Origin of the sequence: Streptomyces sp. NBC_01304 (genome assembly GCF_035975855.1) — a bacterium.
GTDB lineage: Bacteria > Actinomycetota > Actinomycetes > Streptomycetales > Streptomycetaceae > Streptomyces.
On the sequence record NZ_CP109055.1, the window covers coordinates 1,541,803 to 1,564,336 of the forward strand.

Annotated in this window: 24 protein-coding genes and 2 pseudogenes; 9 read left to right on the plus strand and 17 right to left on the minus strand. The window is 71.6% G+C overall.

Going from position 1 to position 22,534, the window contains the following annotated elements; all coding sequences use genetic code 11:
* The first annotated feature begins 39 nt into the window (after positions 1-39).
* The gene (locus OG430_RS06810; RefSeq protein WP_327351510.1) at positions 40-1,446 is read left to right on the plus strand and encodes a PP2C family protein-serine/threonine phosphatase; all 1,407 of its coding nucleotides are present in this window, start codon (positions 40-42) and stop codon (positions 1,444-1,446) included.
* Between the two features lie 179 nt (positions 1,447-1,625).
* Here OG430_RS06810 and OG430_RS06815 read toward each other — a convergent pair whose 3' ends face one another.
* The 4 genes from OG430_RS06815 to OG430_RS06830 are packed head-to-tail and all read right to left on the minus strand — an operon-like array spanning position 1,626 to position 3,055.
* Positions 1,626-1,979, minus strand: coding sequence for an ANTAR domain-containing protein (locus OG430_RS06815; RefSeq protein WP_327351511.1), 354 nt, complete (start codon positions 1,977-1,979; stop codon positions 1,626-1,628).
* A gap of 36 nt (positions 1,980-2,015) precedes the next feature.
* A complete protein-coding gene (locus OG430_RS06820) occupies positions 2,016-2,372 on the minus strand; it encodes a PRC-barrel domain-containing protein (protein WP_327351512.1) in 357 nt (118 codons plus the stop codon).
* A gap of 44 nt (positions 2,373-2,416) precedes the next feature.
* A complete protein-coding gene (locus tag OG430_RS06825; protein WP_327351513.1) occupies positions 2,417-2,776 on the minus strand; it encodes an ANTAR domain-containing protein in 360 nt (119 codons plus the stop codon).
* A gap of 9 nt (positions 2,777-2,785) precedes the next feature.
* Positions 2,786-3,055 carry a hypothetical protein gene (locus OG430_RS06830; RefSeq protein WP_327351514.1) on the minus strand — a complete coding sequence of 90 codons (270 nt, stop codon included), beginning with the start codon at positions 3,053-3,055 and terminating at the stop codon, positions 2,786-2,788.
* A gap of 407 nt (positions 3,056-3,462) precedes the next feature.
* Between OG430_RS06830 and OG430_RS06835 the strand changes: the two genes are divergently transcribed.
* Complete coding sequence (locus OG430_RS06835; protein ID WP_327351515.1) at positions 3,463-3,663, plus strand: hypothetical protein; 201 nt, start codon at positions 3,463-3,465, stop codon at positions 3,661-3,663.
* 49 nt (positions 3,664-3,712) lie between these two features.
* Here the strand turns inward: OG430_RS06835 and OG430_RS06840 are convergent, their stop codons facing one another.
* A complete protein-coding gene (locus OG430_RS06840) occupies positions 3,713-4,444 on the minus strand; it encodes a hypothetical protein (protein ID WP_327351516.1) in 732 nt (243 codons plus the stop codon).
* A 421-nt stretch (positions 4,445-4,865) separates the two neighbouring features.
* Positions 4,866-5,543 carry a uracil-DNA glycosylase gene (locus OG430_RS06845; RefSeq protein WP_327351517.1) on the minus strand — a complete coding sequence of 226 codons (678 nt, stop codon included), beginning with the start codon at positions 5,541-5,543 and terminating at the stop codon, positions 4,866-4,868.
* A gap of 242 nt (positions 5,544-5,785) precedes the next feature.
* On the opposite strand from OG430_RS06845, the pseudogene OG430_RS06850 reads away from it, so the two are divergent.
* From OG430_RS06850 to OG430_RS06860, 3 genes and pseudogenes are all read left to right on the plus strand, one after another.
* A pseudogene (locus tag OG430_RS06850) lies at positions 5,786-6,040 on the plus strand (uracil-DNA glycosylase); the annotation flags it as partial.
* A gap of 167 nt (positions 6,041-6,207) precedes the next feature.
* A complete protein-coding gene (locus OG430_RS06855; protein WP_442816694.1) occupies positions 6,208-7,227 on the plus strand; it encodes an N-acetylglucosamine kinase in 1,020 nt (339 codons plus the stop codon).
* Between the two features lie 95 nt (positions 7,228-7,322).
* Positions 7,323-8,258, plus strand: coding sequence for a sirohydrochlorin chelatase (locus OG430_RS06860; RefSeq protein ID WP_327351519.1), 936 nt, complete (start codon positions 7,323-7,325; stop codon positions 8,256-8,258).
* A gap of 156 nt (positions 8,259-8,414) precedes the next feature.
* Here the strand turns inward: OG430_RS06860 and OG430_RS06865 are convergent, their stop codons facing one another.
* The 6 genes from OG430_RS06865 to OG430_RS06890 form a co-directional block, all read right to left on the minus strand.
* Entirely contained in the window at positions 8,415-9,443 is a 1,029-nt protein-coding gene (locus OG430_RS06865; protein ID WP_327351520.1) for a lactonase family protein, read from the minus strand.
* A 110-nt stretch (positions 9,444-9,553) separates the two neighbouring features.
* Positions 9,554-10,708 (minus strand): nitric oxide synthase oxygenase, encoded by a 1,155-nt coding sequence (locus tag OG430_RS06870; RefSeq protein WP_327358980.1) that lies wholly within the window; start codon positions 10,706-10,708, stop codon positions 9,554-9,556.
* 344 nt (positions 10,709-11,052) lie between these two features.
* Positions 11,053-11,436: an STAS domain-containing protein gene (locus tag OG430_RS06875; RefSeq protein WP_327351521.1), complete on the minus strand. Its 384-nt coding sequence runs from the start codon at positions 11,434-11,436 to the stop codon at positions 11,053-11,055.
* A gap of 248 nt (positions 11,437-11,684) precedes the next feature.
* The gene (locus tag OG430_RS06880) at positions 11,685-12,416 is read right to left on the minus strand and encodes a GAF and ANTAR domain-containing protein (protein WP_327351522.1); all 732 of its coding nucleotides are present in this window, start codon (positions 12,414-12,416) and stop codon (positions 11,685-11,687) included.
* Positions 12,417-12,424: 8 nt separating this feature from the next.
* Positions 12,425-13,306 carry a GAF and ANTAR domain-containing protein gene (locus OG430_RS06885; RefSeq protein WP_327351523.1) on the minus strand — a complete coding sequence of 294 codons (882 nt, stop codon included), beginning with the start codon at positions 13,304-13,306 and terminating at the stop codon, positions 12,425-12,427.
* A 225-nt stretch (positions 13,307-13,531) separates the two neighbouring features.
* Positions 13,532-15,028 (minus strand): FUSC family protein, encoded by a 1,497-nt coding sequence (locus OG430_RS06890; RefSeq protein ID WP_327358981.1) that lies wholly within the window; start codon positions 15,026-15,028, stop codon positions 13,532-13,534.
* Between the two features lie 223 nt (positions 15,029-15,251).
* Between OG430_RS06890 and OG430_RS06895 the strand changes: the two genes are divergently transcribed.
* Both OG430_RS06895 and OG430_RS06900 read left to right on the plus strand, forming a co-directional pair.
* Positions 15,252-15,758, plus strand: coding sequence for an Lrp/AsnC family transcriptional regulator (locus OG430_RS06895; RefSeq protein ID WP_327351524.1), 507 nt, complete (start codon positions 15,252-15,254; stop codon positions 15,756-15,758).
* Between the two features lie 25 nt (positions 15,759-15,783).
* Positions 15,784-16,512 carry an HAD family hydrolase gene (locus OG430_RS06900; protein ID WP_327351525.1) on the plus strand — a complete coding sequence of 243 codons (729 nt, stop codon included), beginning with the start codon at positions 15,784-15,786 and terminating at the stop codon, positions 16,510-16,512.
* Positions 16,513-16,519: 7 nt separating this feature from the next.
* On the opposite strand, the gene OG430_RS06905 is transcribed toward OG430_RS06900, so the two are convergent.
* Positions 16,520-16,891 (minus strand): DUF488 domain-containing protein, encoded by a 372-nt coding sequence (locus OG430_RS06905; RefSeq protein WP_327351526.1) that lies wholly within the window; start codon positions 16,889-16,891, stop codon positions 16,520-16,522.
* A gap of 196 nt (positions 16,892-17,087) precedes the next feature.
* Here OG430_RS06905 and OG430_RS06910 point away from each other — a divergent pair, with 196 nt between their 5' ends.
* A complete protein-coding gene (locus OG430_RS06910; RefSeq protein ID WP_327351527.1) occupies positions 17,088-17,426 on the plus strand; it encodes a cupin in 339 nt (112 codons plus the stop codon).
* 39 nt (positions 17,427-17,465) lie between these two features.
* Here the strand turns inward: OG430_RS06910 and OG430_RS06915 are convergent, their stop codons facing one another.
* The 4 genes and pseudogenes from OG430_RS06915 to dhaK form a co-directional block, all read right to left on the minus strand.
* On the minus strand, positions 17,466-18,392 hold the full coding sequence (locus OG430_RS06915) for a hypothetical protein (RefSeq protein WP_327351528.1): 927 nt from the start codon (positions 18,390-18,392) through the stop codon (positions 17,466-17,468).
* Positions 18,393-18,692: 300 nt separating this feature from the next.
* Entirely contained in the window at positions 18,693-19,154 is a 462-nt protein-coding gene (gene dhaM, locus OG430_RS06920) for a dihydroxyacetone kinase phosphoryl donor subunit DhaM (RefSeq protein WP_442816695.1), read from the minus strand.
* 18 nt (positions 19,155-19,172) lie between these two features.
* Positions 19,173-19,826: pseudogene (gene dhaL, locus OG430_RS06925) on the minus strand (dihydroxyacetone kinase subunit DhaL); the annotation flags it as partial.
* Between the two features lie 76 nt (positions 19,827-19,902).
* Entirely contained in the window at positions 19,903-20,898 is a 996-nt protein-coding gene (dhaK, locus tag OG430_RS06930; RefSeq protein ID WP_327351529.1) for a dihydroxyacetone kinase subunit DhaK, read from the minus strand.
* Positions 20,899-21,293: 395 nt separating this feature from the next.
* Between dhaK and OG430_RS06935 the strand changes: the two genes are divergently transcribed.
* Positions 21,294-22,415, plus strand: coding sequence for a glycerol dehydrogenase (locus OG430_RS06935; RefSeq protein ID WP_327351530.1), 1,122 nt, complete (start codon positions 21,294-21,296; stop codon positions 22,413-22,415).
* Positions 22,416-22,534 lie beyond the last annotated feature (119 nt).

Sequence of the window (22,534 nt, forward strand, 5' to 3'; positions counted from 1 at the left end):
CCCAGCACGGCTCGGACCCGATGGGAGCGGACGAGGCGCATGGAGTGGTCGCCCAAGCTGGAGGCACGGCGGATCGCGGCAGTGCGCCGGTACGACATCCTGGACACCCCGCCCGACGGGGCGTTCGACCGGATCGCCGCACTGGCCGCGCGCCTCTTCGACGCACCGGCGGCGACGGTGACGATCGTGGACACCGATCGGGTCTGGTTCAAGGCCGTGTACGGACTGGCGGGCGTCACCCAGACCGGCCGGGATCCAGGGCTGAGCACCTCGGCGATGCTCGCCGACGACATCCTGATCGTCCCCGATGCGCTGGCTGATCCGCTGGCCCACACCCACCCCCTGGTGACCGGGCCGACGCGGGTACGTTTCTACGCCGCCGCCCCCATCATCACCAGCGACGGATACCGCCTCGGCACCGTCGACGTCCTGGACACCGAGCCCCGCCGGATCACTGCCGACCAGGCCGGCGCCCTGGCGGATCTGGCCGCGCTGGTGATGGACGAGCTGGAACTGCGGCTGTCCGCGATGCAGATGCTGCGGGTGGAACGCGAGCTACTGGCGGTCGAGCACGCTGCGCGTGAGCGGACCGAGCGCGACCGGGCGGAGATCGCCGCGTTCGCCTCCACCCTGCAGCGCACCCTGTTGCCTCCCGCCCTGCCGGAGGTGCCGGGGCTCGAGGCGGCCTGCCACTACACCACCGCCTCGGTCCACGACGTGGGCGGCGACTTCTACGACGTCTTCCCGCTGGACGCGCGGCGCTGGGCGTTCTTCCTCGGCGATGTCAGCGGCCGTGGCGCACCGGCCGCCGCGGTCACCTCGCTGATCCGCTACACCCTGCGCTCCACCGCCCTGCTGGAACCCGACCCCCGCGCCGTCCTGCGGACGCTGAACGCCACCCTGCTGCTCGACCCGGACGACGGCAGCCGCTTCTGCACCCTCACCTTCGGCACCCTGGCCGCCGACCCCGCGGGCGGCTTCGCCCTCACTCTGACCGGCGGCGGCCACCTCCCGGCCTACCACCTGCGCCCGCCTCTCTACGGCGGACCCGCACCGGCCGCCGCCCGCGCCGAGCCCGTGAACCTGCCCGGCGGAATGCTCGTCGGCGCCCTGGCCCAGGCAGACTTCACCTGCCGCAGTTTGCGCCTCGCTCCCGGCGAGGCGCTGTTCCTCTACAGCGACGGTCTCATCAAGGCCCGAACATCCCACGGCGCCCGGTTCGGCGAGACCGGATTGGCCGCCCACCTCAGTCACCATGCCGCGACCCGTCCGGCCATCGGCGCCTCGGCAATCATCAACGACCTCACCGCGTTGCTCGGTACGTTTCCCGCCGGCCCAGCCGACGACGTCGCCCTGCTCGCCCTCAGCGCCACCCCTACCACCCCGGCCACAGCGCCTTCCGGCGCGTCGGGCACCGCCCACACCAGCCTGCCCCGTCCCACGTGAGCGGACCGGACCGCCAAGGGCTGTCCGGCCTGTGTTTGGGGTGCATCAGGCGGGCTACCCGAGGAGAGCGTCCGTCGGCCGGCCAGGACGAAGGCACCGGAGAGTTGAGTTCACAGCTTCCGGTGCCGCCCGTTGGTCTCGTTCCGCTCCCACTCGCAGGGCGCTGTTGCCGGTCACAGTCAGCCGGCCGCGTGCAGGCGCCGCAGTGCACCGCGCAGCTCGCGTTGCATGTGTTCCGGAAGCGCCTCATCGTCGGCCGTGGCGACCAGGGCGGCCGCCACGACCCGGAGTTTGACGTTGCAGTGCTGCGAGACGTCCACCAGCAGGCCCCAGGCCCGCTCACTGGAACACGGCGCCACGACCATCACCATGCCGCGCGCCTGGTCGATCACGGAGCGGCTGGTCAGGGCGCGGCTCAATTGGTCATTCTGGGCGCGTAGTTCGGCAACCTCCGTCGCCAAATCCAGTTCCTCCTCCAAAAGCCCGGCACTCACTTCCTGCCGGGCTTCCTGGACCGTGATCGCCTGCTGCATGGCGCATCCCTCATCACGCAGGTGGTCAGCGAGTGATCAGCGGCGGGCAAGTTGTCGCTCGCCGCCCGCGCCGGGCTGGTAGGTGAGGCCGTAGTGCTGGAAGATCGCTGCTTCTTGCTCGGCAGGCAGGATGTCGTCCGTACCGATCGAAGGAGCTTTGCGCACCAAGGATTTGACGTACCGCACCTGCAGGCGGTCGGGTCCTGCGACGGCGTCGTCGAGAGGCACGAAGAGCAGCCGGTGGCGGGTCGGCAGTCCGGTCCGCACGGTGGCCATGGCGGGCTCGTCGGTGGTGGTGTCCACATAGACCGCTTCGAGTACACCGATCTTGTGTCCCTCGGTGTCCACGACGTCGCAGTCACGCCACTCGCGGATGTCAGCTGTACGGATCATGCTCTGGCCCTTCCGGGAGACTCGCCCGGCGTTCGGCGATACGGTCATCTGCGCTGTGCCGCGTGGAGTCGCCGCAGCGCCCTGCGCAGTGCTACGTGCAGTTCACGGGGCAGCTCCACCCCGTCCGAGGTCGCCACGAAAGCCGCGGCAACCTCGCGGAGCCTGAGGTCACACTGTCGTGAGACATCCACCAGCAGACTCCTTGCCTCCCCGCGGGAACACGGAGCCAGGGCCATCACCATGCCGCGCGCCTGGTCGATCACCACGTGGCCGGCCAGCGCCCGGCGCAGTGTGTCGTTCTCCACGCGCAGCATGGCAATGGCCGGCGCAAGCGCCGCATCGCCCCAGGCCACCTCGGCCTTCAAGGCCCATCGCTCTTCCTTGACCCTGACCGTTTGGTTCATGACACCCGCCTAGCGATGGTGTTCGCGGTCGCGGCGGTCCTGACGCATCCAGCGTCCGCGGCGCTGGTGCCGGTAGCGGCGGGCCCAGCGGTCCTCACGGTCCCGGGAGTCCCGGTACTCCCCGTACGCGGAATCCTCACCGCGACGCCGGCGCCCCGGTCCGCGCCGGCCGTAGTGGACGTATCCGAAGATCAGCACGGCCCCGGCAAGCCACCACAGGGAGTTCACAAAGCCCAGACCGAACAGGGCAAGCGCGAGGATGGCGAACAAGAAGATCACGGCGGGCCTCCCCGGCGCGAAGGGTCCCCCTGCGCGACGAAGTCGCGAGCGTGGGGGAGGTTGGTCGCTGCCGGGGACCAGGGCTTCACTCAACAGCGTAGTCCCGCCCGACGGTTGCAGATAGCGTCCAGCCTCAACGCGTACGGCCCGGCGCAGATGGCCACTTGACGCCTGTCCAGGATCAACGCCGGGGACTAGTGTCACCCGTGCCGCCCCGGCCCCCGGCAGCGTCGAGAAGTCAGCGCGCTCCCCGTAGGGCGCCTCCTGCGCATCGGCTCCGGAATCCCACCGCGTCACGAGTGTGCCGGCCCGCCGTCGCCACGCGAGCCCGGCCCCGTCTCCATGCGCCCCGTGCGGGCAACGATCCGTCGCCCGTCCCCTCGCCATGCCCGACAGCAGGCGGTGCCATGTACGCGCTGGTCCTCCTCGTCCCCTTCATCCTGCTCGGCGCCGTGATGAGCCTGGCCTGGTGGGAGGACCGGATACTGCCTCCGACCGCGGCGACCGAAGCCCCCGCCGAGGCTCCATCCACCCCAGTAGCCGCACCTGATCACACCCAACCGCCCTATGGCACAGGCTCATTGACGGACGACGCCGCCGAGCCTTGACCGCACCGCGGGTTCGCGGCCATGCCGATCCCTCGAGCCCAAAGCAAGACTAGAACCCGTAATAGTCACTCAACCATGCCACAAGAATGGCAACAGGAACAGTTAGAATCAGAAGAACTATCGCCCCCATTAAATTCGTCACCCAACCTACGTGGGCATGCATGACGACTTGCCGAATATCGCTACGGCTATACGGTATGACCTTCACCGCACGCTTTGAATTATCAATAGACTCCGAAACGAAGACCCCCGCACAGAGCAGGTAAGTCCAGAATAGAAATTCACGAGTCGGCCGTGGCACCCAACTTACATGCTGGCTCAATTCATATACCGCGTAGCCGACGAGGGAGATAGTATATTCTGGCGCCGGGAGAAATAGAGCCCCGAGGGCCATTCCTAGAATAAACAACGTAGTCCCGATGACGTCCAAGCTAGGGATGTACCATACCCGCCTTGCGGTGTCGAAAATATCTTTAACGCGATTCTTCAGGCAGGGGGCGACTCCTGCTGGGTAGTAGATAGAACCATTCTCAAAGTTTATAACAATGTTCGGGCCAACTGTCTCAAATTGCACTCTTTGAAGATCGGACCTGCGGGCTTTTTGAAGGTCCGCGACGGTAGCCGAAACCGTGTTTCCGCGAAATATGGTGACCCCCTGCGAGCACTGCGCTAGAAGATCATAAAGGTCTTCTAAATCCTCCAGCCACAGCCGCACGCCCGGGATCTCCACTACTTCGGGACCCTCCGGGGGTGGCGAGAAGAATTGCGGCGCGCCAGTCATAAGCATTCACCCCATAACCCTCAATGCCCCCAGTCCAGATTGCCGTAAATAATCCTTGATCGCTAGAGCGAAGGAGTGCTGATGGCGATGTGATGGGCCCTGCGCGCCCTGGGGGCTTCTCGACCACCCCTGCGAGTGGTCGGGTGATCAGAAGTACAAATACCCAGGTCCCGGCAGTCGCCGGGCAACTACTTCGGACGCGTCGCCCTCCCTCTACACCCCGGCCAGTTGTGCGTCACTCACCGGGTGACCGAACGCTTGGGCCTTCGCCCTCGCACCAAACAGGAAGTGCGGCAACGCACCATCGCTATCTCTGGTCATGCCAATTTAGGCCAAGCCGCGGCAAGACCCCCAGCGCGAAGAGAATCAAGAACCTTCTGGTACTTCGGTGAAGAAGCCAGGGAACTGCGACGGTCGTGGTCTACGGAAGCCGCCAGTCGACCGGCTCCGCGCCCTGCCGCACAAGGAGCTCGTTCACCTTGCTGAACGGCCGCGAGCCGAAGAAGCCGCGGTCCGCCGACATGGGCGAGGGATGCGAGGACTCCACCGCCGGCAGATCGCCGAGGAGCGGCCGCAGATTGCGGGCGTCCCGCCCCCACAGCACGGACACCAGCGGCTTGCCGCGTGCGGCGAGCGCGCTGATGGCCTGCTCGGTGACTTCCTCCCAGCCCTTGCCACGGTGCGCGCCCGGCTTGCGCGGAGCCGTGGTCAGCGCCCTGTTCAGCAACAGCACACCCTGCTCAGTCCACGGCGTCAGATCACCGTTGGAGGGCCGGGGCAAGCCTAGGTCCGAGTTCAGCTCCCGGTAGATGTTCTCCAAGCTGCCCGGCAGCGAACGCACATCAGGCGCGACAGCGAAGCTCAGCCCGATCGCCATGCCCGGCGTCGGGTAAGGATCCTGACCGACGATCAACACGCGTACGTCGTCAAACGGTTGCTGAAACGCCCGCAGGACATTCGCCCCGGCCGGAAGATACGTCCGGCCCGCCGCCACCTCCGCACGGAGAAAGTCCCCCATGCCCGCAATGCGATCGGCCACCGGCTCCAGAGCCTTCGCCCAGCCGGCCTCAACAAGTTCGTGCAACGGTCGCGGTGCCATGCCGAGTCACTCTAGTGGTCCACACTGACAGCCCGTACAAGCAGGCAGGATCCCTGCATCCAGAGCACGACACGGCGCTAGTCTTCGTCCTCATCAAGGTCGTCAAGACGTGCGAGAAGCTCGTGCAGCCGGTCATCGGGGAGGAGGGGAGCCCGTTGCGCCCAGTGATCAAGCCACTCCGCCATAGCCATCATGCCTGGTCATCCAATCGACGCCGGAACCGAGAACTCGGAACTCCCGCACAGGAGGCCACCAAGCAGGCCATCGGCGCGCTCGCCGCACGCGGCAAGCCGCTGGTGTCCGTGCTGTGGGGGCGGGACGCCCGCAATCTGCGGCCGCTCCTCTGCGATCTGCCGGCGGTGGAGTCCTCGCATCCCTCGCCGCATCCCTCGCCCATGTCGGCAGACCGCGGCTTCTTCGGCTCGCGGCCGTTCAGCAAGGTCAACGAGCTTCTGGCGCGACAGGGCGCCGAGCCGGTGGATTGGCGGTTGCCGTGACGGCGGCCGCCGAGTGGGTGCTGGGGGTCGACTCCGGCGGGTCGGGGCTGCGGGTCGGCCTTGCGGCGGTGGACCCCGGGCCCGGTTCGACGGCAAGCCCTCCAGGGGACGGGCCCCGGGGGCTCCGCCCCCCGACCCCCGCTCCTCAAACGCCGGAGGGGCTGGATCTGACGGAAACTCCGGAGGACCCGGACCGGCAGGCGGGACCGGGTGCGCGGGCCTTGCCGACCGGCCCGCGCAGCACCACCGCCTCCCGCGAACCCATACGCACCGGCCCTGAAGGGATCGACGCCGCCCACCTCCTGGAACAGCTCGTCCCCATGGCCCGCAAGCTGCTCGATCAGGCAGGCGGCGGCGCCCTGCGGGCCGTGGCCATCGGGGCCGCCGGAATGGCCACGCTCGGGGACGGCCTGCGGGCCACGCTGCCCGGCGCCCTGGAGGCCGAGTTCGGGGTGCGGCGCCTCGTGCTGGCGGCCGATGCGGTGACGGCGTATGCGGGAGCGCTCGGGCAGCGCCCCGGTGCGGTGGTCGCCGCCGGGACCGGCATGATCGCCCTTGGCACTGATCTCGGCGCTTGGCGGCGGGCCGACGGCTGGGGGCACCTCCTGGGCGACTGCGGCGGTGGCGCCTGGATCGGCCGTGCCGGGCTCGATGCCGCGATGCGGGCGCACGACGGACGCCGTGGCGGCTCGGCCGCGCTGCTCGCGCGCGCCGAGGAAGTGTTCGGCGGCCCAGTGACCGAGCTGCCCGGCCGGCTCTACCCGCGCACCGACCGCCCCGCCGTGCTCGCCTCCTTCGCCCCCGAGGTGGCCCGCTGCGCCCCCGCCGACCCCGTCGCGGACGGCATTCTGCGGGATGCCGCCGGGCACATCGCGGCGGCGGCCGCCGCCGTGTGCCCGGTCGGGACCGACTGTGAAGTCGCCCTGACCGGCGGCCTGTTCAAACTGGGCGACCCGCTCCTCACCCCCTTGAAGGAGGAGCTGGCCGGTCAACTGCCGTACGCACGGCCGGTGTCGGCGGCCGGCGACCCGCTGTCCGGGTCGCTCGCCCTCGCCTCCGCACTCGCCGTCGACCGCCTGCTGCTGCCGCACGACGGCCGGCTGCTGCACTGCGTCGGATCGCCTGCCGACGGCCGCGACGGGTCACCGGCCGACACCCCAGGGCCCCTTACCGATCACCACAGTTGACTCAATCGGAACTGAACGGATAAATCCGGACGGATACCACTCACCCGCCCCCTCCCCGAACAGAGGACCAGGGGAAGCCAGTAGCATGCGGCGCCATGAGCTCCCCCACTGGGCCCGCTTCCGGCCTGCCTGTACGAATGCCGCGACCCCGCCAGCCCGGCCGGCACCGCCGCCCGGAACCCGTGGTTGCTCCCGAGGGAGCACCCGCACTGGTGCTGGCCGTTCCTGGCGTGCCCAGCACAGCCACCCGGGGCCTCGCCGAAGAGGTCATAAGCATCGCCCGCTCCGAGCTGCCGGGCCTCGACGCCCGGATCGGCTTCCTCGAAGGCACCGACCACGAGGCCACCGTTTCGGCCGAGTACCCGACCCTCACGGCGGTCCTCGCGCACAGCGCCGAGCAGCGCGCCGCCCGCTATGAGCAGGCGCTCGCCGCAGGTCAGGAGGTGGCCGAGCCGCAGGGCCCGGTCGCCGTCGTGGTGCCGCTCCTCGCGGGGCCGGACAACGCGATGATGCGCCACATCCGGCAGGCCGTGATGGACAGCCGTGCCGCCGTCGAGCTGACCGATGTGCTCGGCCCGCACCCGCTGCTCGCCGAAGCGCTGCACGTACGCCTCTCCGAAGCAGGGCTGGCCCGCGCCGACAGGGCCAGGCTCTTCACCGTGGCGACGGCGGCGGACGGCATCATCCTGGCCACCGTCGGCGGCGAGGAGGCCGTGCAGGCCGCCGGGATCACCGGCATGCTGCTCGCCGCGCGCCTCGCGGTGCCGGTCATGGCCGCCGCCCTCGACCAGGACGGCGCGATCGCGGCGACCGCCGAGCAGCTGCGCGGCTCGGGCTCCGGCCAGCTCGCGCTGGCCCCGCACCTGATCGGCCCGGAGGTGGGCGACGGCCTGCTCGACACGGCCGCGAAGGAGGCGGGCTGTGCCACTTCGGAGGCGATCGGCGCGTACCCGGCGATCGGCAAGCTCGCGCTGTCGAAGTACATGACGGCCCTGGGCATCGCCCCGCCGCAGCCCGCGCAGACGCACTGAACGGGTTAGCGGCGCCGAGCACCCTGCCGCGCACAAGACGAAGCACGCAAGGGCCCGCCCCCGGACAGGGAGCGGGCCCTTCGTACGTCCTCAGCGCCTGATGGGAGGCCCGGCATCCACTGATGCCTCCCAGGGGCCCGGCCTCCGCCGAACGTCTCAGCCGAACACCACGCACGAAGCCGCCGGAGCCTCGATCGACCCCGCGCGCTCCGGGATGCCCGTCTGCGGGTCGACGGCGAACCACGTCACGTCGCCGGAGCGTTCGTTGGCCGCGTACAGGAAACGCCCCGAGGGATGCACCGCCAGGTCCCGGGGCCAGTGGCCGCCGCAGTCCACGGTGGTGACCAGGCGCGGCGCGCGGCCCTCGGCGTCCAGGGCGAGCACCGAGATCGCGTCCTGGCCGCGGGTCGCGGTCCACGCGAAGCGGCCGTCCGGGGCGATCACGACCTCCGACGGGTAGGCGTCGCCGGTGACTTGACCGGCGAGGACGGGGATCTCGCCGAGCGGTTCGAGCCGGCCGGCCTCGGCGTCCCAGCGGCAGGTGGTGAGGGTGGGGGCGAGTTCGTTCATGACGTACGCGAGGTCGCCGCGCGGGTGGAACGCCAGGTGGCGCGGGCCGCTGCCGGGGCGCAGGGCCACCTCGTGGTGCAGGCGCAACTCCCCCGCCGTCAGGGCGCACACCCGCACGGAGTCGGTGCCGAGGTCGACGCTGAGCACCCAGCGGCCGCTGGGGTCGGGCAGCACCTGATGGGCGTGCGGCCCTTCCTGGCGGGCGGCGACGGGCCCCGTCCCCTCGTGCCGGAGCACGCCGCCGGCGCCGTCGAGTGAGCCGTCCGTGTTCAGGGGCAGCCAACTGACGCTGCCCGAACCGTAGTTGGCCGTCAGCACATGTCCTTGCGCGAGCGCGAGGTGTGTCGGCCCGGAGCCGCCGACGAGGGCGGGCGCGCCGAGCAGTTCGGGCTTGTCGCCGCGCACGCCGAACGCCGCGGCCTGCCCCTCGTCCGTCTCTCCGACCGCGTACAGGACGTCGCCGTCCGGGGCGAGCGCGAGGTAGGAGGGGTCGGAGAGCGCGTCCGTGGCGCCGAGCACGCTCAGCGCCCCGGTGTCCTGGTCGACCGCAGCCATGAGGATGCCCCGGCCGCCCGCCGAGGTGAACGAACCGATGTACGCCCGAACGCCGCCCACTGGATTGCCCCTTCGTCCCGGCACGCGGGTCCCCGCGTGTCACGGCGCCGACCGTAGCAGGCGGTCTAGACCAGGATCGGCAGACCCTCGGCCTCGCTTGACCGCGCCCCTCAGCCGTCCAGGTCGCCCCGCGCCCGGGCATGCGCCTCGGCGTGGTGGACGTACGCGGGACGGCGCTCGGTCGGGTCGTAGGTGCGGTGGAAGACGGGGGTCGCGCTGCCGGAGATCGGCGGCACGATCCAGGACCAGTCGGCGCCCACCGGACGGCCGTGGCGCTCCTCGCGTCCCATGTGGGCGAGGAAGCGCCGCGACTCGGTGTGGTGGTCGGTGACGGTGACGCCCGCCCGGTCGAAGGAGTGCAGGACGGAGCGGTTGAGCTCGACCAGGGCCCGGTCCTTCCACAGCGAGCGGTCGACGCCGGTGTCGAGGCCCAGGCGGTCGGCGATGCACGGCAGCAGGTCGTAGCGGTCGGTGTCGGCGAAGTTGCGGGCGCCGATCTCGGTGCCCATGTACCAGCCGTTGAACGGCGCGGTGGGGTAGCAGACACCGCCGATCTCCAGGCACATGTTGGCGAGTGCGGGCACCGCGTGCCAGCGCAGCCCGAGCTCCGCCCACCATGCGTACTCCGGGTGCTCGATGGCCACTTCGAGCACGGCGTCCGCCGGCAGCGGGTAGCAGCGGGGCTCCTCCCCCGCGCCCTGCACCACGAGCGGCAGCACGTCGAAGGGCGTGCCCGCGCCGCCGGGCCAGCCGAGGCGGCGGGCCAGTGCGGTGATCCCGACGTTGCGCGGATCGCCGCACACAGCGCCGTCGGGGGCCTCGTAACCCGCGTACCGGATCAACTGCTCGTTCCAGATCCGCGGCCCCGGGCGGCCCGGCTCGTCGGGGGCGAACACCGTGATCAGCGGGCGGATCCGGCCGTCGCGGCCGGCCGCCTCGCGCAGGTGGTCGGCCGACTCCGCGGCGATGTCCGCGCCCCGGGTGACCTGCCGTCGATCGCGTACGCGCAGGGAGCGCCAGTAGAGGCGGCCGATGCAGCGGTTGGCGTTGCGCCAGGCGACGCGGGCGCCGAAGGTGAGTTCTTCGGCGGTGTGGCGGTACGTTCCCGTCGCGTCGATCTCGGCGCGGATCACCTCGGTGCGGTGGGCCGGGTCGGCGCCGTCGAGTTCCTCGCGGTGGTGCAGGGCGATGAACTCGACGGCCTCCTGCCACCTGGCGATCGGCTCCGGGTGGCCGCCCGCGCATCGGCTGCCCGGAGCCGTCACCGCCGCCCTGTCGTGGCGCTCACCGGTCTCCGGCAGGGCGGCGGCCCTGCAGGTCACGGTCTCCTGGTCACGGCGCAGGAACTTCCGCACGGCGAACACCCCCAGGCGGCTGCGGGACGCGAACCGCTCCCGCACGGTCCGCGCGTGACTCCCGTGTGTGTCGCGGGATTACCCTCCGCTCCCCCTGATCCACCCTGTATGTGCCCGGTGAATGTGCCTCATTCACGGGCGGGTTGTACATGTCGCAGGTCAGGGTCGGGAGTTGCGCGGGAGTGCGTGCCGGGCGCGTGCGCCGGGCCGGGAGCGTGCGTGCCGGGCGTCGGGGTGCCGGCGGCAGCAAGCCCTCAGGCCGCGCTGTCGGCCTCGGGCGGGCGGTCGCCGTCCGCCAGGGCCGCCGGATACCGGTCGACGAAGGTGAACGCGGCCTCCAGGCGGGCGAGTTGGATCACCTTCATCACGGACGGTCCGCCACGTACGACCCAGAGCGTGCCGCCGCGCTCGGCGACCCGGGACCGGATCCCCGACAGCAGGCGCAGACCTGCGGGATCCAGGAACGTCACGGCGGTCAGGTCGACCACCACCTCGGGACAGCGGCGGACCATCAGTTCCGCCGCGTGTGGTGCGAGCGCCACCGCGGCCTGGATGTCCATCTCCCCGTGGAGTTCCAGGACGGTGGTCGGTCCCACGACTTGCGCGTACATCGCGTAGGCCGGTTCATCGGCGCTCATCGCGAACCCCCTGCACATTTCTCAGGACAGACAGAAAATGGGCGAGGCCTCGATGCGGGATCGCAGCGGGGCGTCACCACCACCGAGGTCCAGGGCGATGGCCAACTCTTACACCGGTTGCAGAGCCCGGTGCCACCTCTCGTCCCCCAAGGGACCGAAGCCGATTCAAGGGTGCCCACGATCGATCGGCCGCGATCGAGTTCGACCGTTCCTGCCCCGCGCGCGACACAACTGCGGTATGCGTACGGTCAGTTGAGGAGGGAGAGCACCGAGTTCGCGTCGAGGTCACGGCGGACCAGGGCCTGGGCGGTGTCGGTGAGGCGCAGGCCGTTGGCCCTGCAGTAGCTCTGCAGGGCGTGCAGGGCCCGGGTGAGGTCGAGCCCGCCCCGTTCGGCGAGCATCCCCGTGGCCATCTCGACGGCCGCCTTGCCCGCCAGCGCGGACTGTACGCGGGTGAGGATGTCACCGGTACCGGCCTGATCGGCGCGGTAGTGGATGAGGGCCAGGGCCGCCACATCGGCGAGGGCCTGGGCCAGCCGCAGGTCGGCGGCGGGCAGACCGCCGGGCGCGGCGAGCAGGAGGTTCACCGCACCGATGGTCCGGTCCCCCGCACGCAGCGGCAGCGCATGCGCGGCGCGGTAGCCGGCCCGCACCGCGAGGGGCACCAACTCCGGCCAGCGGTCGGCAATTCCACCCAGGTCGGCGACGTCCACGGGCCGGCCGGTGCGGTAGCAGTCCAGGCACGGCCCCTGCCCGCTCTGCAGCCGGAACATCTCGACGAGCGCCGCACTCTCGCCGGAGACCGCCATGGTGCGCAGGCCGCCACGGGCCGTCGCCATCATGATGCCCACGTCATGCGCCCCGACGATCTCGACGCAGTGCCGTGCCAACCGGTCCAGGAGGACCACCGGGTCGAAGTCCTCGGCGAGGGTGTCGGTCAGACCGACGAATGCCTCGGCGAGCTGCTGTTCCCGGTTCATGTGACCGTTCACCGTCCCTCTTCATTCGTGCTGCGCCGCCTGGGCTCAGCGTCCGGGACTGTCTCCGCCTGGAAGCGGAGTGCCCGGTCGACGACGTCTCGGGCCACCTCGGTGACCGTGCGTCCCTCGGCGAAGGCGTGCGCCCGCAGCCGGTCCAGGGCCTGCTGCGGGTCGGTTTCCAACTGTGCCATGACCATGCCGACGGCCTGGTGGACCTCGGTGTGGTCGGCCTCCGCAGCCTCTACCCATGACGCTACTCCGCTCCCGTCCACCGGGTCATGGCCGTCGGGTTCGGCAGCGAACTGCAGGTCGGAGCCGTGGCGCGGATTCAGCTCGAAGTCGTGGTGCAGATTCAGGACGGCGAAGGTGAGCGCGTCCCGCACCATGAGCGCGAGCCGCAGCTCCCGCTCGGACAGCGCGCCCACGCTGTCGCGGTACAGGTCGAAGGTGCCGATCGCCAGTACGCCGGTGCCGAGCGGCAGGGAGAACACCGCCCGCGCGCCCAGCTCCACGGCCTGCTGTGCGAAGACCGGCCATCTGCGGAAGTCGGGCCCGCCGGTGAGGTCCGCGGCCAGCACCGGCGCGACCAGCTCCAGCGCCGACCTGCAGGGCCCTTCACCCAGGGTGTACTGGGCCTCGGCCAGCCGGCCCGCGACCGGGTCGCTGGCGCACCACAGGGCCTGCACCGCGCCGGGCGCGGTGAGGGACACCGAGGCCCCCGTCACGGGGAGCAGGTCGAGGCAGGCCCGGCACAGCGCCAGGGGAACATCCCGGCGCGCGACGCCCGCGGCAGCCGCCGCCAGGGCGGCCGTGATCTGCTGACGCCCCTCGGAAACGCGGCCGGAGGCTCCGTCGCCCTTGTCGTCACCACCAGGTTGCTCACGCCGCATCGCCACACCTCCGCCCGTCCCACACAGCCGGCCGACATGATCCACCAGTATGGGCCACGACCCGGGCCCCGGACGGAAACATGCCCTGGGCGTAACGGCGTACGCCGTCGGATGCCCGCGAACGGCGCGCGGCACCGAACGCTCCGGGGCCCACCGGGGTCGGCTGCGGACACGGGGCGGCGACGGGCCCGGCGGGCCGCCTCAGGGGATGCGGTCGAGCGCCGCTCAGGCGCCTTCCACACGGGCACGTACCGAGCCGCGCAGGGGCACGGCGAGATGGGTGAGCGCCCGCTCCAGGGCGTGCAGATGGGCCAGCGCCTGCTCGGCGCCGGGGTGATGGTCCGCCGCGGTGGCGGGCTCGGGCAGCCGTCCTGCGGCCTCGGTTCCGACCAGGGCGTGTACGGCCGTGGCGACGCGTTCGCACGCGGCGGTGAGGCGGGCGTCGTGGGAGGCGTCGGGGTCCGCGGCCACGGCGGCGAGGCCGCGCACCTCGCGGGCGCAGTCGTCGAGCAGGACCAGGATCTGGCGGGCCCGCGCCTTGCGGGCCCGGTAGGGGCTCAGCGGGTGCACCAGCGGGGCGAGGGCCATACGGACGCGGCCGAGCAGGATCTCGAGTTCGGCGGCGTGCGGGGCGGGGTCGGCGCGGTCGTCGCCCGCGAGCCGGCGGGCGGCCTCGGTGGTGCAGCGGTGCACGCGCTGCAGGGCGCGGCCGACCCAGGCGTCGGTGGCCGCGTGCGTGGTGATCGGCAGGATCAGGGCGACGGCCAGGGCCGCGCCGAGCGCGCCGATGCCGGTCTCGACGAAGCGCAGGGCGAGCAGTCCCGGGTGCAGCACGCCGAGGAGCCCGTACAGCAGTCCCGCCATGACGGTCACGAAGAACATCATCCAGGAGTACGACGGCGCGGCGGTGTAGAAGATCCCGAAGACGCAGACCGCGACGAGCGCGGCGGTCGGCGCGGGTGCCCCGTGCAGGGGTACGGCGATCAGCAGCCCGGCCGCGATGCCGACGACCGTGCCGACGACGCGGCGGAAGCCCCGGACCAGGGTCTCGCCGCGCGAGGCGGTGTTGACGAAGATCCACCAGGCAGTGCCGACGGCCCAGTACCAGCGGTCGCCGGACACGAACTGCCCGACGGCGATGGCGAAGGCGCAGGCGGCGCTCGCCTGGAAGGCCTGCCGGGTGCTCGGCCGGGCGAGGCCGAGTCCGGCCAGCGGCGCGGGCTGCGCGGCGGGCGGGGTGCGGCGCTCGATGGGCCAGAGCACGAAGCGGACGGTGCCCGCGGCGGCGAGGGCCAGCGCGACGGCGGCGTACAGCTGGGGCAGCTCGGCCGGGGCGGCGTGCAGGAACTGGATGACGAAGAACTGCATGAACGCGAAAATGCCGAGCGCATGCCCGCGAGCACCCCAGCGCCGCGCGTACACGCCGCAGAACACCACGGTCACGAAGGCGACGTCGCGCAGCAGCGGCAGTGCGTGCAGCGAGGCGGCGAGGGCGAGCACCGGGAAGCCCGCGGCGGGCAGCAGCGCGGTGGTGACGGCCTGCCGGCGCACCGTGGGGTCGGCGACCGTGAACAGCGCGAGCAGCGCGGCGAGTCCGCCGGTGATGGACGCGGTCAGCGACAGCCCGGCGAGCTCCGCGGCCGCGACCGCGAGTCCGACACCGAGCACCGCACGCAGCGAGACCCGCAGGCGCAGACGCCCCGGATCCGGCGCCACAAACATCCTCCGCACTGCTGTGCCCCGCCCCTTCTCCTCAGCCGTTGATCACTTCTGGCGACCGCGCCCGGCTTTCGACATGAAAAAGCGCCACGGGACCCTTCCCGCAGCGCCATCGATGAGGTAAGGAAAACATCAGGTGGCCCACTGGCTCAACTCGACCTCTGACAACTGCGCCATTGGTACAGTTGTGGACGATCATGCAGGACGCACAGGAGGCCAACGGACCATGGCGGTGGACGAGCTCGACACCCGGATTCTGCGGCTGCTCCTGGAGCAGCCGCGCACCAGCGTGCGGGAGTACGCGCGGATTCTGGGCATCGCCCGCGGCACCCTGCAGGCCCGGCTCGACCGACTGGAGCGGGACGGCGTGATCACCGGCACGGGCCCCACGCTGTCGCCGGCCGCGCTCGGCCACCCGGTCCTCGCGTTCGTGCACATCGAGGTCACCCAGGGGCACCTGGACGAGGTGGGGGAAGCGCTCGCCGCCGTGCCGGAGATCATCGAGGCCTTTTCGATCACCGGGGGCGGGGATCTGCTGACCCGCGTGGCCGCCCGCGACAACGCGCACCTCGAAGATGTGATCCAGCAGCTGATCCAGCTGCCCGGCGTGGTCCGCACCCGGACCGAGATGGTGCTGCGCGAACGGGTGCCGCACCGCCTGTTGCCGCTGGTCGAGGCGGTGGGCCGGGCCTCGGCGTCCGCGGGCCGCGCGGCGGACGAAAAGCGGCTTTGATCGGCGTATTGGCATGCTTGGGGGCATGAGCACTGCGAACGCCCCGCGCGGCACCGGCGACCACCACACCGGACTCAACGGCACCACGGTCATCTTCGACCTCGACGGGACGCTCGTCGACAGCGAACCGAACTACTTCGAAGCGGGCCGTCAGGTGCTCGCCTCGCAGGGCATCACGGACTTCACCTGGGAGGACCACGAGCGCTATGTCGGCATCTCCACCGCCGAGACGCTGGAGCTGTGGCGCGAGAAGTACGGCCTGACGACTCCCCTCGCAGAGCTCCTCGCCGACAAGAACCGCCGCTATCTGGAGCTGGCCCGCACCTCGACGCACGCCTATCCGGAGATGCGCCAGTTCGCCGACATGCTGCACGCGGACGGGGTGCCGATGGCGGTGGCGTCCGGCTCCTCGCTCGACGCGATCCACGCCATCCTCGAAGGCACCGGCCTCGACTCCCTCCTGACCACCGTGATCTCCGCCGACGAGGTCGAGCGGGGCAAGCCGGCGCCGGACGTGTTCCTGGAGGCGGCCCGCCGGCTCGGGGCGGCGCCCGCGGACTGCGTGGTCATGGAGGACGCGGCGCCGGGCGCCCTCGCGGCGCAGCGCGCGGGGATGGCGTGCATCGCGATTCCGTACGTCGCCGCCGACGCGGGCGACGCGGCGTTCGAGGCGGCGGGGCTGCTCTTCCCCGGCGGCCAGTCGGAGTTCAGCGCGCGGGCGGCGTACGACTGGATCGCGGGCCTGCAGAGGTAGTTGCGCGTCAGCTCTCCAGGAGCCGCTTGAGGACCGAGGTGTGGCTGACGGCCGGGTCCTTGGCGGCGGTGACCAGGGTGAGCTGCTCGCCGTCGCGGACCCGGGCCCCGAGGGCGGCCAGCGCCTCGGCCGCTGCGGGCTCGGCCAGTTCGGCCTCGTAGCGGCGAACGAATTCGTCGTACGTTCCCTCGTCGCCGTGGTACCAGCGGCGCAGCTCGGTCGACGGGGTCAGCGACTTCGGCCAGGCGTCGAAGTGGGCGTCGCCCTTGCTGAGGCCGCGGGGCCAGAGGCGGTCGACCAGGACTCGGGTGCCGTCGGCGGGTGTGGGGGCGTCGTAGGCGCGGCGTACGCGGACGGTGGGGGCGGTGGGCGGCGTCATGGTCCTCATGCTGGGCGTGCGGGCCCGGCGGGGCAGGGAGGCGAGGCCGGTCGGGTGACTTCGGTCGGGCCCGCGGGGTCCGAGTTGCGGGTGGATGGATCCGAGTTGCGTGTGGCGGGGTCCGAGTTGCGTTCTGCGGGGCACCCGTAAGGCTGGTGGCACCGGCCGCCACAGCCAACCCTCCCAGGAGACCGCCATGGAAGACCGCACCACGGACCTCATCGCCGCCGCCGACGAGCACCTGGCCCAGGCGCGCACCGACCCGCACGGACGCAGCGCCCAACTGATCGTGCACGACGGCGCGTTGCGGCAGAGCGTCATCGCGCTGACCGCGGGCACGGCCCTCGACGAGCACAACACCCCGCCCGCCGCCAGCCTTCAGGTGCTGCGCGGCCGGGTCCGGCTGATGACCGCCGCCGGGGCCGGCACCGACCTGGCGGCGGGGCAGGTCGGGCCGGTCCCGAAGGAGCGGCACGGGCTCGCGGCGCTGGAGGACTCGGCGGTGCTGCTGACTGCGGTCACCGCGGTCGCGTAGGGGGCTGACCGTACGCCCTCCTTTGCCGGGCCCGGCCGCTCAGCCGAACTTCACCGAGCTGATCCTGTTGTCGAATCCGATGGCGGCCAAGTCGGCGACATCGCCGCTGACCACCTTCGACTCGCCCTTGCAGTTCGGCTTCGACCAGATCTTCAGACTGCCGCTCGCGGACAGGGAGGACGTCACGCCGGGGCGTGCGACGTTCTGGCAGCCGGGACCGGCGACGCCCTGGGCGGGGCCGTTGTCGGAGAAGTTCGCGTCGTCGAAGAGGACCACGCTGGAGGCCGGGGCGTTCTGCGGCTCGGCGGGATCCTGACCCTGCTCCTGCTCCTGCGGTGCCCCCGACTTCTGGCCGTCGGGCGTGACGCCGAACCAAGTGCCGCCCACGCCCTGGCCGTTGGTGTCGCCCGGCTTGGTGTCCTTGCTGAAGCGGTAGACCGGCCAGCCGCCGATGGTGACCTGGTGCGTGCCGTCGTCGCGGGTGATGACGCCCACCGCGGAGGGCTGTACGCCGTCCACGAAGATCTTGCCGCGCGGGTCGACGAGGACCGGCGGCCAGGTGGTGGCGCACGCGCCGCTGCAGTTGGACTTCGAGGGCGAGGCGGTGTCCTTGTCGAACCGGTAGAGCGTGAAGCCCGCCCCGTTGACGACGACCGGGTTCAGATTGCCCGCCTGCGCGGCCGACAGCTGAACCCACTTGCGCTGCACGGGCTTTGTCGCGGGGGCACCCGGCGCGTTGGCCCAGTCGCCGGTGTTCTTGGGCGCGTTGTTCTGCCGGGCCGTGCCCGACTTGAAGGCGAGGTCCATGGAGCCGGCGCCGTCCGCGGCGGCGGGTGCCCCGGCGGCGGACGAAGAGGGCGCGGAGCCGGTGGACTTCGAGGCGTCGCCACCCCCGCCGCAGGCGGTGAGGAGCAGGGCTCCGGTCGCGGCGAGGGAGGCGAAGAGGGCGGTGTTCTTCTTGAGCATCGGAGGTCTCCTCGGGTCGGTCGCCGGGGTGCCCCGGCGTTCGACCTGTGAGTACGGGGCCCACCGCCGGGCACGTTCAGCCCTTCGGCGACCGAGACCAAACCGAGACAATGTCCAGACTGGGAACCTATCCGGAACGCGGAGCCCGCCACGCACGACGCAGAGCCCGACACGTACCACCAGAACCCGCCACGACGACCAGAGCCCGCCACATACGCCGAACGCCCCGCCCCGCCCCGCCCCGCCCCTGGGGAGAGTCCAGGGGCGGGGCGCCGGCAAGGGCGAACTCGGCGAACTCGCTCAGCCCTTGCGGTAGTTCCGCGCGTCCTCGCCGGCCGCCAGGACCATGGCCAGGTCCCCGCCGACCGAGGCCGTGACGACCACGCCGACCGCACCCTCGACGAACGGGGCGTCCACGATGCGGGTGTCGGCGGGCATCGCGCGCTCGTCGCCGTCGCCGAGCAGGGCCTGGACGGTGAGGACGGCGCTGCCCATGTCGCACAGCACCGCGACGCCCCTGCCCTGGTCCACCTTGAGGGCCGCGGCGTGGATGAGTTCGGCGCTGGTGCCGATCCGGCCGTCGTCGGTGCCGCCCGCCGCGAGGACCGGGGCGACATCGCCGGAGCCGACCATGGCCTTGGCCAACTCGGCGGTGGCCTCGGCCACTTCACGGCTGTGCGAGACGAGGACGACGCCCACGCGAGGGTCCGCCTCGGGCGCCGGGACCTCGGCCTCGGCGGGCTGCTCCACGGCGGCCGCCACCGGCTCCGGCGCCCACGAGGCGTCCGCCGCGACGGTGAAGGCGTCGAAGAGCAGCACCACGGAGTTGGCACCCGCGTCCTGGTGCCCGACGCTGCGCTCGCCGAGGTAGCTGGCCCTGCCCTTGCGGGCCTGCATCGGCTCGGTGGCGTCGGCGCCCGCCCGGGCCGCCGCACGGGCCGCGTCGAGGGCCCCGGTCACCGGCGTACCGGCGGCCAGTTCCCTGTCCAGGGCGTCCAGGGCGGGCAGCAGCGCGTCGAGCAGGGTCGCGTCGCCGGGTGCGGCGCCGCCCAGCTTGCCGACCGCCTCGGCGCCCGCCCGCAGGGACGCCGCCAACTGCGCGCCGGATACCGCAGGTTCGGCCCCGAGCCGCTTGCCGGTGCGGCGCAGCGCCATGCCGAAGAGCGGTCCTGACGCGCCGCCGACGGAGTTGGTGAGGGTGGTGCCGGCCAGGCCCAGGAGCTCGCCGGGGGTGGCCGGCGACGCCTGGTCGGCCGCGGCGCGGGCGGCGCCGAAGCCCCGCACCATGTTGGCGCCGTGGTCGCCGTCGCCGATCGCCGCGTCGAGGGCGGTCAGCCGGGCCCCGTCGCGCGCGAAGAGCTCGGAGGCGGCGGCGAGCCAGCGGCCGAAGTAGGCGGCGTCGAGGACGAGTTCGGAGGAGGGGTGCGCAGTCACGGGACTGTACTTCCTGTCTTCCTGGAGAGGGGAGGGTGTCAGGATCGGGGGTGGGCGGTCGGGGAGGCGCCGGGCCTCAGGCGCCCCAGCGCAGCGACGGCGTGTGCACGGGCGCGTCCCACAGCCGCAGCATCTGCTCGTCGGCGCGGCACACCGTGATCGTGCAGCCGGCCATGTCGAGGCTGGTGACGTAGTTGCCGACGAGGGAGCGGGCGACGGCGATGCCGCGGGCGGCGAGGATGCGCTCGACCTCGGCGCGTACGACGTACAGCTCGATCGGCGGGGTCGCGCCGAGGCCGTTGACGAGGACGATCACCGGGGCTCCGGCGGCCTCGGGAAGGTCCTCGAGGATGGCGTCGAGCATGATCTCGGCGGTCTCGGCGGCGGTGGTCAACCGGGCACGGCGGCGGCCGGGTTCGCCGTGGATGCCCACGCCGATCTCGACCTCGTCCGGGCCGAGTTCGAAGTTGGGGGCGCCGTTGGCGGGCGTGGTGCAGGAGGACAGGGCCACGCCGAAGCTGCGGCTGTGCTCGTTCACCTTGCGGGCCAGCGCGGCGACCTCGGCGAGCGGTGCGCCGGTCTCGGCGAGGGCGCCCGCAAGCTTCTCCACGAACAGGGTGGCGCCGGTGCCCCGGCGACCCGCGCCCTCGCCGCGGGCGACGGCCACGTCGTCGTCGACCACGACGGTCTCGACCTTGATGCCTTCGTCGTCGGCGTCCTCGGCGGCCATGCCGAAGTTGAGGATGTCGCCGGTGTAGTTCTTCACGATGTGCAGCACACCGGCGCCCGAGTCGATCGCCGCGGTGGCCGATCCGATCCGGTCCGGCACCGGGGAGGTGAAGACGGGGCCCGCGACGGCGGCGTCCAGCATGCCGCGGCCGACGAAGCCGGCGTGCAGGGGCTCGTGGCCGCTGCCGCCGCCGGAGAGGATGCCGACCTTGCCGGGGACCTTGCCGCCGGCCCGGGTGACGATGCCTGCCTCGGCGTCCACGGTCAGTTCGGGGTGGCTGACCGCCATGCCCCGCAGCGCATCGGCGACCACGGTCTCCGGGGTGTTGATGAGCTTCTTCACGGCGGGCCTCTCCTCGAATTGAATACCAAATAGAAATGCCGACGGCACGGAAAGCAATATCTCTTCCCATGCCCCCGCACCAGCAGTGCCTTTACGTGAAAATTACGCGAACGGCAGGGCGCGTACAGGGGTCTTTGGTCCCGCAAAATCACGCAGAAGGGCCCGGGTTCACGCACGTTAGCGCAGCTCGTGAGCGATGTGTAAGAAATCTCGGCCACCCCGCCCGACCTACCCACCCAGCCCGAATTTCCAGAATTTCGAAATTCACAATTCCTGTGGCACACTCCGGTCAACGCCATCGGATCACCATTCGGAGGCGCTTCGCCAGATCTTCCGCTATTTCTTCAGCGAAGCAGGAATAGGCCGCCGCCGCGGCCTTATGAGGAGGTCCCGTCATGAACACCGTCGCCACCCGCATGATGATCAGCCCGCCCAAGTACGTTCAGGGCGCCGGCGCCATGCAGCAGCTGGGCGACCACCTCTCGCGCCTGGGTGAGAACGCCGTCGTGCTCGCCGACAAGGGCGTCTGGGGCTTCGTCGACGAGACGGTCACGAACTCCCTGTCCGCGGCCGGGGTCAAGCTCACCAAGGAGACGTTCGGCGGACTGTGCACACAGCGGGAGATCGACCGGATCACCGCCGTCGCCAAGGCGGCCGGGGCGGACGTCGTCGTGGGCATCGGCGGCGGCACGGCCATCGACACCGCGAAGGCCGTCGGCCACGCCTGCGGCGACATCGCGGTGGTGAGCGCCCCGACCGTCGCCTCGACGGACGCGCCGACCAGCGCCCTCGCCGTGATCTATACCGAGGAAGGCGCCTTCGAGCGCTATTCGTTCTTCACCCGCAACCCGAACCTGGTCCTGGTCGACACGGCCCTGGTCGCGGGCGCCCCCAGCCGGTTCATCGTCTCCGGCATGGGTGACGCGCTCGCCACCTGGTACGAGGCGCGGGTCTGCGTCGCCGCCAACCGGACCGCGATGGCCGGCGGCCTCGCCACCGAGGCGTCCCTGAGCCTTGCGCGGCTCTGCTGGGAGACGCTCATGGAGTACGGACCGCAGGCCAGGCTCGCCGCCGAACAGCACGTCGTCACCCCGGCGTTGGAGAAGATCACGGAGGCCAACACGCTGCTGTCCGGCCTCGGCTTCGAGAGCTGCGGCCTGGCCGCCGCGCACGGCATCCACAACGGTCTGACCGTCTCGCACCATGTGCACGGCATGATGCACGGCGAGAAGGTCAACATCGGCACCCTCGCCCAGCTGGTCCTGGAGGGCGCCCCCACCGACGAGTTGGAGACCTACCTCCGCTTCAGCCGGGAGGTCGGCCTGCCCACCACACTCGCCGAGATCGGCCTGGTGGACCCGGACCGCGAGGAGCTCCTCGCGATCGGCCGCGCCTCGACCGCCGAGGGCGAGACGACGCACAACATGCCCTTCCCGGTGACGCCGGGCATGGTGGCCGACGCGCTGATCGCGGGGGACGCGTACGCCCGCGCGTACGCCAAGAAGCACTCCCACTAAGAACGCCGCGGGCGCCGTCCGAGGCGCGGCATCACGGGCACCCGCCCGAGCAGCAACCTACGGGCCACGCCCGGCCGTTCGGCGGCGACGCCCGGCACCTCCCCGTCGAGGTCCGGGCG